The sequence below is a fragment of the Pedobacter glucosidilyticus DSM 23534 genome, assembly GCF_000425145.1.
Taxonomy (GTDB): domain Bacteria; phylum Bacteroidota; class Bacteroidia; order Sphingobacteriales; family Sphingobacteriaceae; genus Pseudopedobacter; species Pseudopedobacter glucosidilyticus.
In genome coordinates, this window is the sequence record NZ_AULF01000012.1 from 77,595 (window position 1) to 91,605 (window position 14,011).

At 34.0% G+C, this 14,011-nt stretch carries 9 protein-coding genes; 5 read left to right on the forward strand and 4 right to left on the reverse strand.

What is annotated here, in order from left to right; genetic code table 11:
* Positions 1 to 3 precede the first annotated feature (3 nt).
* Both H510_RS0104935 and H510_RS0104940 read left to right on the forward strand, forming a co-directional pair.
* Complete coding sequence (locus H510_RS0104935; RefSeq protein WP_026903293.1) at positions 4 to 1,062, forward strand: efflux RND transporter periplasmic adaptor subunit; 1,059 nt, start codon at positions 4 to 6, stop codon at positions 1,060 to 1,062.
* A gap of 47 nt (positions 1,063 to 1,109) precedes the next feature.
* Positions 1,110 to 4,286, forward strand: coding sequence for an efflux RND transporter permease subunit (locus tag H510_RS0104940; protein WP_026903294.1), 3,177 nt, complete (start codon positions 1,110 to 1,112; stop codon positions 4,284 to 4,286).
* A 158-nt stretch (positions 4,287 to 4,444) separates the two neighbouring features.
* Here the strand turns inward: H510_RS0104940 and H510_RS0104945 are convergent, their stop codons facing one another.
* From H510_RS0104945 to H510_RS18290, 3 genes are all read right to left on the reverse strand, one after another.
* Positions 4,445 to 5,575 carry a hypothetical protein gene (locus H510_RS0104945; RefSeq protein ID WP_026903295.1) on the reverse strand — a complete coding sequence of 377 codons (1,131 nt, stop codon included), beginning with the start codon at positions 5,573 to 5,575 and terminating at the stop codon, positions 4,445 to 4,447.
* A 65-nt stretch (positions 5,576 to 5,640) separates the two neighbouring features.
* Positions 5,641 to 7,044 (reverse strand): dihydrolipoyl dehydrogenase, encoded by a 1,404-nt coding sequence (gene lpdA / locus H510_RS0104950; RefSeq protein WP_026903296.1) that lies wholly within the window; start codon positions 7,042 to 7,044, stop codon positions 5,641 to 5,643.
* A gap of 136 nt (positions 7,045 to 7,180) precedes the next feature.
* Positions 7,181 to 7,978 carry a class I SAM-dependent methyltransferase gene (locus tag H510_RS18290; protein ID WP_051291056.1) on the reverse strand — a complete coding sequence of 266 codons (798 nt, stop codon included), beginning with the start codon at positions 7,976 to 7,978 and terminating at the stop codon, positions 7,181 to 7,183.
* A 191-nt stretch (positions 7,979 to 8,169) separates the two neighbouring features.
* Between H510_RS18290 and H510_RS0104960 the strand changes: the two genes are divergently transcribed.
* Positions 8,170 to 8,949 carry an ion transporter gene (locus H510_RS0104960; RefSeq protein WP_026903297.1) on the forward strand — a complete coding sequence of 260 codons (780 nt, stop codon included), beginning with the start codon at positions 8,170 to 8,172 and terminating at the stop codon, positions 8,947 to 8,949.
* Here H510_RS0104960 and H510_RS0104965 read toward each other — a convergent pair.
* Complete coding sequence (locus H510_RS0104965) at positions 8,942 to 10,111, reverse strand: hypothetical protein (RefSeq protein ID WP_026903298.1); 1,170 nt, start codon at positions 10,109 to 10,111, stop codon at positions 8,942 to 8,944. The genes H510_RS0104960 and H510_RS0104965 overlap by 8 nt on opposite strands.
* Positions 10,112 to 10,206: 95 nt before the next feature.
* Here H510_RS0104965 and H510_RS0104970 point away from each other — a divergent pair, with 95 nt between their 5' ends.
* Together H510_RS0104970 and H510_RS0104975 are read left to right on the forward strand one after the other, a co-directional pair.
* Entirely contained in the window at positions 10,207 to 11,835 is a 1,629-nt protein-coding gene (locus tag H510_RS0104970; protein WP_026903299.1) for a M1 family metallopeptidase, read from the forward strand.
* 90 nt (positions 11,836 to 11,925) lie between these two features.
* Complete coding sequence (locus H510_RS0104975; protein WP_036691968.1) at positions 11,926 to 13,851, forward strand: LTA synthase family protein; 1,926 nt, start codon at positions 11,926 to 11,928, stop codon at positions 13,849 to 13,851.
* The last annotated feature ends 160 nt before the right edge of the window (positions 13,852 to 14,011 follow it).

Genomic DNA, 14,011 nt, shown 5'->3' on the forward strand with positions numbered 1-14,011 from the left:
ATCATGAAAAAGATAATTATACCCGTAATAAGCGTAATTGCAGTAGTTGTAGTTATAGGTTGGGTTCTTGCTAATAATAAGAAAAAAAACGAAGAAAAAACCGCAGTTGTAGCTGCCGGTAAAGGTGCGGTAGCTGTAAGAACAGCTGTTGTCAAAAAAAACGAAATAGACATGAATTTTACTGCCAATGGTACTTTTGCGGCAGCACAAGATTTAGAATTTTCAGCAGAAAATTCTGGTAGGGTTACCCGTATCATGGTGGATGAAGGAAGCAGAGTCTCTAAAGGACAAATTTTAGCTTACATAGATGCTGAAATTTTAAATGTTGGTGTAAGAAATGCAGAAGCTGCTTACCAAAACGCCGCTAGAGATTTGGAGCGCTACCAAAGTTCTTTTAGTACCGGTGGTGTTACACAACAACAGTTAGATCAAGCCAAATTAGGTGTAGAAAATGCTAAGGCTGGCTTACAAGAAGCCAAAAGAAGATTAAAAGACGCCAATATTAAATCGCCCATAAACGGTATTGTAAACAAACGTTTAATAGAGCAAGGCGCATATATCTCGCCAGGAACCAAATTGTTTGAGTTGGTTGATGTTTCTAAATTAAAGCTTGCCTTAACTGTTAACGAGAGCCAAGTGGCTAACTTAAAAATTGGCGACCAAGTAAGGATAAAATCTAATGTTTTTAACGATAAAGATTTTAAGGGGAAAATCACTTTTATCGCCCCTAAAGCTGATAATACTTTAAACTTTCCTATAGAGATAGAGCTAAGCAATAATCCTAACAGCCAAATAAAAGCTGGGATGTACGGCACTGCCATATTTGAGTTTCCTAAACAAGCCGCTACCATTACCATTCCAAGAACTTCTTTTGTAGGTAGTGTAAGTAGTAATAAAATTTATATCGCACAGAGCGATGTTGCAAAAGAAAGAAATGTTATAGCTGGAAGAGTTTTTGGCGACCAGGTAGAAATATTAGAAGGATTAAAAGAAGGAGAAACGGTGATTACAAGTGGTCAAATCAATTTGGTTGATGGTACCCCTATTTCTCCGGTTAAATAATCAAAACATAGAAAACAACAGCTTATGCTGTTATAACGATATATAAAATGAAAATTACAGAAGTATCTATAAAGCGTCCTACGCTTGTTATTGTAGTTTTTACAGTGCTTACTTTATTGGGCTTACTTAGTTATTTCTCTTTAAATTACGAGTTATTACCTAAGTTCTCTCCCTCTGTAGTATCTGTAAGTACGGTATATCCTGGGGCATCACCCAGCGAGGTAGAAAATACCGTTACCAAAACCATTGAAGACGCAGTTTCATCAATGGAAAACATCAAAAAAATAGAATCAAAATCTTATGAAAGTTTATCAGTTGTAACCATAACTTTAAATAGCGGTACTAATGTAGATTTAGCTCTAAATGATGCCCAAAGAAAGGTAAATGCTATTTTAAAAGACTTACCTGAGGATATAGATGCCCCAGCTTTAAATAAGTTTTCTTTAGATGATTTACCTATCATTACCATGTCTGCTTCTGGCAATATGGCTGATGCCGAGTTTTATGATTTGATAGATAAACGTATCGCCCCAATCATTTCTCGTGTTCCGGGAGTTGCACAAGTAAACCTAATTGGCGGGCAAGAGCGTGAAATTCAAATCAGTTTAGATGCTGCTAAACTTGAAGGTTATGGCCTATCCATCCCGCAAGTACAACAGGCTATTTTAGGTGCCAATTTAGATTTCCCTACAGGTAGTACTAAAACAGAGGAGCAGGATGTTTTAATCCGTTTAGCCGGAAAATATAAAAACATTGATGAGATCAGAAATCAAGTTATCAGCACCACAAACACAGGAGCGCAAATCAGATTAAGAGATATTGCAGATGTACAAGACACACAAAAAGATGTAGAGAAGTTGGCTCGTGTAAACAGAAAAAGTTCTATTGCCTTACAAGTAATTAAACAATCTGATGCTAATGCTGTACTGGTAAGTGAGGGCGTTTACAATATCATCAGTAAAGTTGAAAAAGATTATCAAGACACCGGTTTAAAAATCAATGTCGCAAATGATAGCTCGGTTTTTACCTTACAATCTGCTGATGCCGTTATACACGATTTAATTTTAGCGATTATATTAGTTGCCTTTGTGATGCTATTTTTCTTACATAGCATACGTAATGCCCTTATCGTAATGGTTGCCATCCCACTGGCTTTAATTGCCACTTTCATTGGGATGAATATCATGGGTTACTCTTTAAACTTAATGTCTTTATTAGGTTTATCCTTGGTCGTAGGTATTCTGGTAGATGATGCCATTGTGGTATTAGAAAACATCTACAGACACATGGAGATGGGTAAAAATAAGGTACGAGCCGCTATGGATGCTACCAAAGAAATAGGTTTTACAGTAACTTCTATTACCTTAGTTATTGTTGTTGTATTTTTCCCAATTGCTTTAAGTACAGGTTTAGTTTCTGATATTTTAACTCAATTTTGTGTGGTAGTTATCATATCCACCTTATTATCTCTATTAACTTCTTTTACTATAGTACCCTTATTATCATCACGCTTTGGCAAACTCGAAAAAATTACTGATAAAACTTTCTTCGGTAGAATGATTTTAGGTTTCGAGAAACAACTACATCGTTTTACAAATTGGGTAACTCGTATTTTAAAATGGAGTTTAAACCATAAAAGAATTGCTTTAGGTGCAACATTTGGTTTATTGATAGCCTCATTTTATCTTTTGGGTGCTGGCTATATTGGTGCCGAGTTTTTCCCTAAAAGTGATAAAGGAGAATTTCTGGTTCAGATAGAGATGCCTAAAGATGCATCTATAGAAGTAACCAACCAAATGACCAGAAAAGCCGAGGATTTTTTAGCACAACGTAAAGAAATCACCTCTTTAATTACTACTGTTGGGCAATCTAGCGAAGGTATGGGCGGTTCTTTAGCTACGGCATATAAAGCAGAAATTAATGTAAAACTGGTAGAAAGAAAAGACCGTGAAGACGAAGCTTCCATTTTTGCAGCCAAAATTAGTAGAGCATTAGCTCAGGAATTGGTAGGAGCAAAAGTTAAAACGGTACCCGTAAGTATTTTAGGTACGGCAGAGCAAGCTCCTATTAATTTAATTGTAGTAGGTTCTGAGTTAGATAGCGTTTTAAAATTTGCAGAAGAAGCTAAAAACGTTTTAGCTGGTATAAGTGGTGCAGCAGAAACCAAATTATCGGTAGAGGCTGGTAATCCGGAAATCAGAGTGGAAGTAGACCGTGATAAAATGTCGGCCCTAGCTTTAGATTTACAAACAGTTGGTTTAACCATGCAAACCGCTTTCAATGGTAATACAGATGGTAAATTCCGTCAGGGAGAGTACGAATACGATATGAATATCCGCTATCAAACTTTCAACAGAAAAAATATTACAGATGTAAGCAACCTGATTTTCATCAATAAGCAAGGCGAGAAGGTGAAACTTTCTCAGTTTGCTACTATTGAACAAAGCTCTGGTCCTAGCCAGTTAGAACGTCGTGATAAAAGCACATCAGTTTCTGTACAAGCACAATCTGTAGGTAGGCCAACCGGTACAATAGTAGCCGAGTTCCAACAAAAAATAGAAGATATGCCACGCCCTGTTGGGGTAAGCTATGTTTGGGGTGGCGACCAAGAAAACCAAAGTGAAGGTTTTGGCACTTTAGGTATTGCCTTATTAGCCTCTATTTTATTGGTTTACTTTATTATGGTTGCTTTGTATGATAGCTTTGTTTATCCTTTTGTGGTCATGTTTTCTATCCCACTTTCTATCATTGGTGCATTATTAGCATTGGGCTTAACCAATAATACCCTTAACATTTTTACCATTTTGGGTTTAATTATGCTGATAGGTTTGGTTGCTAAAAACGCCATTATTTTGGTAGATTTTACCAACCAAATGAAGAAAGAAGGTAAAAGCACTTTAGAGGCTTTAATTTTGGCCAATCACGCTCGTTTACGCCCAATTTTAATGACTACCATTGCCATGGTTATTGGTATGTTACCAATTGCTTTAGCTGCTGGTGCGGGTGCCGAGTGGAAAAACGGCTTAGCCTGGGTAATTATAGGTGGGTTATTAAGTTCTTTATTCTTAACCTTAATAATTGTTCCGGTAATGTATCAGATTTTTGATAGGCTGATAGAAAAATACGGCGGTAAAAAAGCCGAAAAAACCATTGATGAGTTAATGGTAGAGCCTTATGACCATAAGGAAGTTAAAGAGTATGAGCATAGCGCTAATATGATTTAAAATCCAGTTCATCTTAAGAATATAAAGACCTTAGTAAGGTTTCAACAAATCCTCAATATTTACTCAATTTAATGGTTAAATATTGAGGATTATTAAATTTAAGAATCTTCTAATTTATAGTAAAGCGACTTCTTACAATTATATACAAAAAATAACCTTTACTTAGTTATCTTAAGGTTATATTTTAGTCCACATAAAATTGTCTCCCCATTTCTATTGTTTATAAACATTCCTCTTAAAATCAAACTATTGATAATATTCCATTCTAATCCTAAACTATAAATAAGATTTGCTCCAAATCCATCTTTCCCTCCAACACTAGCTGCTAATTGTTTTGCTGATTCTGAACTATAATTTTCAGGAATTTTAGAAAAATTTAAATTAAGATACGACAAACTTACACCTACCGTACCAAAAGGTCTAAATTTACGACTCAAAAAATTATTTTGGATTTCAATAGGAAGTTCAAATAAACCTGAACCAACTTGAATAATTTTCCTATTTTGATCAATAAGCTGATTATCAAAATAATGATATCTTAATCCTACATTTAAAGAAAAACTTTTACTTATAGAAGGAGAAAAAAGTCTTAGTCTACTTTCAAAATAATATTCGCTATTATTCCCAATATCATAACCTACACCCCCACCAGCGATTAGAAAAATAACTGGCTTCTTATTTTTAATTCTTATGTCTGACTGAACACCTTTTTCTCCATTATACTTTTGAACAATTTCAACCATACTCTTCCTATTAAATGTCAAAAGTTCGACTTCTGAAAATGAAACTTTAGAGTCTGAAACTTGCGTAAACAAAGTATTCTTATATCTATAAGAAGTAACTTTAGTATCATTAGCTAATAACTCATCATTTTGAAGCCAATAATTTTGATTTTGTTTCTGAATGATAAATATTCCAGACTCATTGTAAACACTTTCATACAATGAAAGATTGCCCTCAAGCAAAACAACTGCTAAAACTTTTAATGTATCTTGCGTTAGAGGGTGTTTAACAGATAAAACTTTATATTTTTCCCCACTTTCTAGCTTTATTTCATTTAATAAACTATCCGGTTTCAGGCTGAGGAACTTTTTATCTGATATTGAACTTTTAAATTTTATATCTTTATCAATTTTGGAAAGTTCAATATCCTTAATAAAGCCTTTTTCTACTTTTCCATTAGTAAATGTTAACGTTGCTTGGCTATAACTCTCTTGGATTTGAGAAAATGATTTTATATCAATAAGAATTAATATAACTACTAGTAGTTGTTTTAAATAGGCATACATAAATTTAATTTATTTAGGAAATATTATAACTCCCAAATAAATTAAATTTAATCGAAATAAAAAAATTAAATATGTATTGCCCTATTATCAGTAGCGGCTAAAGCAGCTTCTTTAAAGGATTCTGTAAAAGTTGGGTGCGCATGACTAATTCTACCAATATCCTCTGCACTTGCTCTAAACTCCATAGCTACAACGGCCTCTGCAATCATATCAGCCGTACGTGGTCCAATCATGTGTACACCTAAAATCTCATCAGTTGCAGCGTCTGCTAATACTTTTACTAAACCATCGGTATCCATACTAGCTCTTGCTCTTCCGCTTGCTTTGAAAGGGAAAGAACCTACTTTGTATTTCTTACCTTGCTCTTTCAATTGCTCTTCGGTATAACCAACAGAAGCAACTTCTGGCCAGGTATAAACTACGCCCGGTATTAAATTATAATTGATGTGCGGTTTTTGTCCGGCAATTACCTCAGCCACAAAAGTACCTTCTTCTTCGGCTTTATGAGCCAGCATAGCACCTTTAATCACATCGCCAATGGCATAAATACCTTTAACAGAAGTTTCTAAATGCTCATTTACAGGGATTTTTTTACCTCTCTCCTCTACCGTAATTCCTATTTTATCTAAACCTAAACCCTCGGTATAAGCAGTTCTACCAACAGCTACTAAGCAATAATCACCTTCTAAAACTACTTTTTCACCTTTCGGAGAATCAGCCGTAACCGTAACTTTTTTACCTTTTACTTCGGCACCTGTAACTTTATGACTCAATAAGAACTTAACCCCTAGTTTTGCTAAAGATTTTTGCAGCTCTTTACCCATGGTACTATCCATAGTTGGGATAATGGATGATGCAAACTCTACCACCGTAACCTCAGCACCTAAACGAGCATATACAGACCCTAATTCTAAGCCAATAACACCTCCTCCAATTAAGATCAAGTGTTTTGGTACTTCTGTTAAGTTTAAAGCTTCGGTAGAGGTAATTATACGTTTGCCATCGGTTTTTAAGAAAGGTAATTCGGTTGGTTTAGAACCTGTTGCGATAATGATATTTTTACCAGTAATTTCTTGCTCGCCACCTTTTGCTAATGCAATTTTAATGGTATTTTTATCCTTAAAAGAGCCTAAGCCTTCATAAGTGTCTATCTTATTTTTCTTCATCAGGAAAGTAATACCAGCAGTAGTTTGCGCTACCACTTCGTTTTTCCTGTTAATCATTTGCTTGATGTTTACTTTTACATCTTTAACATCAATACCATGTTCTGCAAAGGTATGGGTTGCATTATGGTAATGTTCTGACGAGTCTAGCAAAGCCTTTGATGGGATACAACCTACGTTTAAGCAAGTACCTCCAAAGGTTGAATATTTCTCTACAATAGCGGTCTTCATTCCCAATTGGGCACAACGGATAGCGGCTACATAACCGCCCGGACCAGAACCTATTACGATAACGTCGTATTGCATCTTATTAATTTTTTGTTTGGGCTAAATTAACGATTCTAATTTACGCACAGAAAGGTTATTTAATTTATTTGTTATCATGATAACTCTTATTTTCTTACCTTAATTAGAGTATCATGAAAGATTGTAAAATAGCTTGTTAAGCAGATGGCTTCATACAAATAAATGAAAAGTAGGTAGATTTTTTACTGCTAAAATTATCATAAATATTTGAGCCCGGTACTCCAACAAAATCATTTATTGCCTTTCTAAATGGCTTAGGGACATTTTTCTCAACCATTTCAATTTTGTAGTTGGCACTTTTATCCATAGAGCGCAGTACATTAGAAGTAATATCCTGTTCATCTTGAATGGTAAAACCAACATTTACCAACTGTATCGGGCGTTTATGATAGTGAACAGCACCCATAAAATCAGCATATAAAAAATATCCCCCTGGCCTTAAAACCCGATATACTTCCTCGAAAAATTTTATACGATTACCATAGCAATGAGATGATTCTACATTGATGACCACATCAAAACTATAATCCAGAAAAGGAATATCTTCTGCATTACCTGCTATAAATGTTAGAGGTTTTTCATGATATGTTTTCTGACAAAAATTTATCCCCTTTTCGGAGAAATCTAAACCTGTAATACTCCTAGGATGATAATCTAGCAATAAATCACAACCACCACCTCTTCCGCAGCCAACTTCTAAACTATCTTTACCAGAAAAATCAATCTTGTTAAACAAGTGTTTATACAAATTTGCACTTAAATCTTCATAAGACTCTGGGCTTAAATTTGTTTGATCTGAAAATCCATAATTCATGTATTTCCATGCGCTTAATTTGGAAAACCTAATAGCTACGATATTGTAAAAAAACTGCCAAAGCTTTAAACTTAAATTAGGAGATATATCAACTAATTTGCGGAATATTCTTGAAAACATTAATTTCTAATTTATTATTAAATAAAAATACTTTTGATAACTACAAATCATTCGTATGAAAAACTATCAAACATACTCATATTTGATGCAAGGTTACAACAAGAAAACATCTCTTTAAAGAGAATATCTCACTCATTATCACAAAATTGCATTTTAAACAAGATAAAATAGCTAATTAACACTATTTTTATATGATGAAACAGCGCCTATATAACATTATTTTTGAACACGATACTAAAGCCGGAAGAGCGTTTGATATAGCCTTACTGTGGGTCATTTTGTTTAGTGTTGTTATTGTTATAATAGAGAGTATTCCAGAAGTACATGAAGCTTTTTTTAAAGAATTTTATACCATCGAATGGATTTTAACCATCTTATTTTCTATAGAATACATCTTGAGGATATGGACATCACCTAAACCAATTCGTTATATATTTAGCTTTTGGGGTTTGGTGGATTTGCTTTCTATTATCCCAACCTATTTTGATTTATTTTTTGCAGGATACCATTATCTACTTACGGTAAGAATTTTTAGACTATTAAGGGTTTTTAGAATTTTAAAATTGGTACGCTTTAACCGCGAGGCGCAAATGCTATTTAATGCCTTAAAAGCCAGTTCGTATAAAATTAGTGTGTTTTTGATGACTGTACTTACCATGGTAACCATCTTAGGAACATTAATGTATGTGATAGAAGGTAGTGCAAACAACTTCACCAGCATACCACAAAGTATTTATTGGGCTATTGTAACAGTTACTACCGTAGGTTTTGGGGATATAGTACCGCAAACTGTTTTAGGCAAATTTCTTTCTTCTTTAGCCATGATTATGGGCTATGCTATCATAGCAGTTCCAACAGGTATTATAACGGTTGAACTATCTAAAAACAAAAGTGAAACTTGTGCTAATTGTGGACATCAAAACCCGGCCGAGGCAAATTTTTGTAACCACTGTGGTGAAGAAATTAAGTAATGATAGGATGCCTCTTAAATTCTTTTTCCCTATCAAATAAATAACGATAGGTATGGTGTGTTTTATAAATTTTACCCCCAATTTGTTCGGCTACATTCATCATTTTAGGATTAAAATCACCTATCCAATTCATCTGAAAATCTTCATAAGTAACCTTATTCTTATCTTGAATGGTTTCTGCTGCTTTAACAATCATGGCTACTTCAACACCTTTTTTCTGATGCTCTGGAACTATCCCAAAAACAATCCCATACATGGTTTTAGCCGTTTTTCGCCATTTATGATATAAGAATTTAATTTTCCCTATTATATCTAGCTTACCGTTAACATGCTTTACAAAAAGTTGATTCAGCTCTGGTATATTCACAAAAAAACCAATACACTCGCCCTTATAATAAGTATACCAAACTATTTTTTCATCTAAAACAGGTTTTAGTTGTAACATAATAGCTTTAGCCTGGTGGGTACTCATTTCTCTTACTCCTTTATGCTTTACCCACGCTTTATTATAAACCACCCTAAAATCCTCTATATATTTAGCTAAGTTAGATAGCTTCATGTGTTCAAAAGTATAATCAGGATTTTTTAAAATATGCCCAGCCTTATCAGCGTAATTAGAGGCTAGTTCTTGTGCTACTTTACGGTAATAAGTGTATTGCTTAAAATAAACTTTAAAGCCATAATCTTCAAAGAATTGCTGATAATAAGGCGGATTATAGTTACAGCAATAACAAGGTTCATAAAAACCATCAACCAGTAAACCCCACCATTTATCCCGGTCACCAAAATTAATAGGTCCGTCCATAGCTTCTATACCTTGCGCTTCAAGCCAAGCTTTGGCAGTATCAAAAAGTAAAAAGGCAGCACTTCTATCATTTATACAGTCAAAAAAACCCAAGCCGCCGGTAGGCTGGTCAAAACTATTTAAGGTTTTTCTGTTGATAAATACAGCTATTCTTCCAATGGTTTTACCTGTACTATCCAGTAAGATAAAGCGGATACAACTTCCATGTCTAAAATACTTATTACGCTGCTCATCAAAAACCATTTCTATATCCTTATCCAAAGGTCTGATAAAGTTCTTATCATTCTTATATAAGTGTAGCGGCAACTCTAAAAATGCTTTCTGCGTGGCTTTATCCTCTACTTTAAGTATCTTCATTTAAAATTTGTAAATGCTAATTCGTATAACAGATTTTTTAAAAATACGTTTTTGGATATTTAAATCAACCATTAAAATTGCCTAAATTTTATACGATGTTTAAAGACATAATTCTTTTTGTGCTCATCTTTATATCTGGAACGGCTTATAGTCAGCTTTTGAACGACACAAAAACTACCTTAGCCGACTCTTTGCGAGGCGATATCAATAGCCCTTACAGAACTTGTTATGATGTTAATTTTTATCATCTGAAGGTGAAGATAGATGCTGATAACCAAAACCTTACAGGCAGTAATATTTTTCAGTTTACAGCCACAAAAAACTTTAAAACCCTACAGTTTGATTTATTGGATAGCCTTCACATAAATAAAATCACACATGAAGGAAAGAACTTAACTTTTACCAGAACCCATCATGCTGTTTTTTTAAACTTTCCAGATAGCATCAGAAAAAACAGCAAACATACATTTGAAGTTTATTATCAGGGCAAACCCAAAATAGCAAAAAATGCCCCTTGGGATGGTGGTTTCACGTTTACCAAACATCAGGATAAAGATTGGATAGTTACTTCATGCCAAGGCTTGGGTGCTAGTAGTTGGTGGCCAAATAAAGATCAACAAGCTGATGAAGTAGATAGCATGCTCATGAGTATAAGTGTACCCAAGGATATCATGAATGTTTCTAATGGCCAATTACGCTCAGTAGAAAATCATCCCGATGGTTATAACACTTATCATTGGTTTGTAAGCTCGCCTATTAACAATTATAATGTAGCTGTAAACGCAACCAATTATGCTCATTTTAAGGATGTTTACAAAGGTTTAAAAGGTAATTTAAGCCTTGATTATTATGTCTTACCAGAACATTTAGAAATTGCTAAAATACATTTTGAAGCCGATGTTAAAAGAATGCTACAAGCTTTTGAACATTGGTTTGGGCCTTATCCTTTCTATAAAGATGGTTTTAAATTGATTGAAACGCCTTATTTAGGTATGGAGCATCAAAGTGCGATTGCTTACGGCAACAAATTTAAAAAAGGTTATTTGGGTAGAGATTTATCGGGCTCTGGCTGGGGATTAAAATGGGATTTTATTATTGTACATGAAGCCGGACATGAATGGTTTGGCAACAACATCACTACCCAAGATATTGCCGATATGTGGGTGCATGAAAGTTTCACCAATTACTCAGAAAGTTTGTTTATAGAGTATTATTACGGTAAAAAAGCCGGAGCTGAATATGTGATAGGTTTAAGAAACAATGTCCAAAATGATAAACCTATTATTGGCCCTTATGGTGTAAACCAAGAAGGCTCAGCAGATATGTATTATAAAGGCGCAAATATGCTTCATACTTTAAGAACCATCATAAATAACGACACTCTATGGCGTAATTTATTGACAGGACTTCAAAAAGATTTTGCATTAAAAACCGTTACCGGTAATGATATTATCCAATATATAAATCAAAAAACAAACACAGATTTTAGTAAGGTATTTCAACAATACCTAGCATACAAAAATATCCCGGTATTAGAACTAAAAAAAGAGAAGAAAGGCTTCAGCTACCGCTGGAATTGTGATGTAGCTAATTTTGATATGCCTTTACAAGTAAGTATCAATAAAAAACCTCTACTATTAAAACCAACAACAAGCTGGCAATATGTACAAGGCACCACTTTTATTGTAGATGCTAACTACTATATTGAGATTAAAAAAATATGATTTAAATCTTCTATAAAATTTAAATTATTTAAAATTTAGCTTAAAAATATAGTTAATATTATATTTGCTGTTTATTTGAAGCTCTTTAATATGTTAAGGTTTTTAAGAGGAAATATTTATTTCTCTTTATTATTAAGGCTACTCATTGTTGTTGCTTTATATGCTATTTGCAGGATAGCATTTTATATTGTTAATGCTTCTTCTTTTCCCGAGTTTAATTTTTTGCATTTTTTAACCCTTTTGTATGGAGGCTTAAAGTTTGATATCAGTGCAATTATTTACTTGAATATTCTTTTCATCATTAGCCAGATTATACCTTTAAAAATCAGATACAGTAAAAGATATCAGAAAATATTTACAGGCATTTTTTTCTTTTTTAATGGCTTAGGCCTAGCATTTAATGTTGCTGATATTGCTTACTTTCCCTTTACCCTTAAACGTAGTACTTTTAGCATGTTTGCCCAGTTCTCTAACGAGCAAAACTTAGGTGAACTTGCTATAAAGTTCATTTTTATGGATTATTGGTATACTACCTTGCTATTTGTGCTTTGTATTTACGTCATGTATTGGGCGTATATGCAAATCCCCATAAAAAAACCAAAAATTAAGAACACAGTTGTTTATGGCAGCAGCGCAGCTGTAATGATCTTGATGATTATATGGTTCTCTATAGCCGGTATGCGTGGCGGTTTTAGGCATAGCACCCGCCCTATTACCATAAGCAATGCAGGCGAGTATGTGCAAGACCCCTCTGAAATTAATATTGTTATTAATACACCGTTTTCCATCATCAGAACTTTAAAAACCAAGCCTTTAAAGGAGCAAAATTTCTTTACTGAAACAGTAGCAGACAGCTTATATAACCCTATAAAAAAGCCTATCACTAAGCAAAAGTTTAAACCTAAAAACATTGTTGTGATTATATTAGAAAGCTTTAGCAGAGAGTTTTTAGGCTCTTTTAACCCTCAATTAGATGAAGGAAAATATAAAGGTTATACACCGTTTTTAGATTCTTTGGCTCAGCATGCTTTATGTTTTACAAATGCTTATGCAAACGGCAGAAAGTCTATAGAAGGTTTGCCATCTGTTTTATCAAGCATACCAGGCATAAATGAACCTTTCGTTTTATCTTATTATTCTGGTAACAAAATCAATAGCTTGGGAGGCTTACTGTCAGAAAAAGGGTATCATACTTCTTTTTTTCATGGTGCCCCAAACGGCTCTATGGGATTTAGTTCTTATACTAAAATGGCTGGCATTGAACACTATTTCGGAAAATCAGAATATCAAAATGACGATGATTTTGACGGTATTTGGGGAATATGGGACGAGCCGTTTCTACAATACTGGGCAAAAAACATCAATACATTTAAGCAGCCCTTTTTTACTTGTGTGTTTACACTTTCATCACACCATCCTTTCAAATTACCTGTGGCTTATGAAGGTAAATTTCCTAAAGGTACCTTGCCAGTACATCAAAATGTTGGCTATACTGATATGGCTTTACGCAAATTTTTTAAAACTGCATCTAAAAGCGATTGGTATAAAAACACTTTGTTCATCATTACAGCAGACCATTCTACCTTGGCTAGTCACCCAGAATATCAAACATCATTAGGTGCCTTTGCTGTTCCTATCATCATTTTTGACCCTAGCGGCGCTTTAAAAGGCAAACGAGACTATCCGGTACAGCAAATAGATATTCCTCCTACTATTTTAAACTATCTAAATTTTGACAAGCCTTATTTTGCTTTTGGCCATGATATGCTTCATCCTCAAAAAAATCATTTTATTGTCCATACCATTGATGGCAACTACCAAATCATCAAAGATCAATACGTGTTGAAGTATCATGAAGAAAACAGCAAGCTGCACAATTACAAAAATGATGTGCTGTTGAAAAAAGACATCAGCCATCATCACCCCAAAGAAAAACAAGAATTAGATACTTATTTAAAAGCTTTTATACAGCAATACAATAAGAATATGATTAAAAATAGCTTAATGGTAGAATAACAGTAAAGTTTTGTAAAGAAAAGGAAATCCCAGCCTACTTAGAGCGTTCACGTTCGGGAAATGGTTATCATCTATCATATTTATTAGCAGAGTCGAAATATTATCTGATATGCTCAGAAAGGACTTCGACTCCGCTACTATTGACGTTTTTTATAATAAA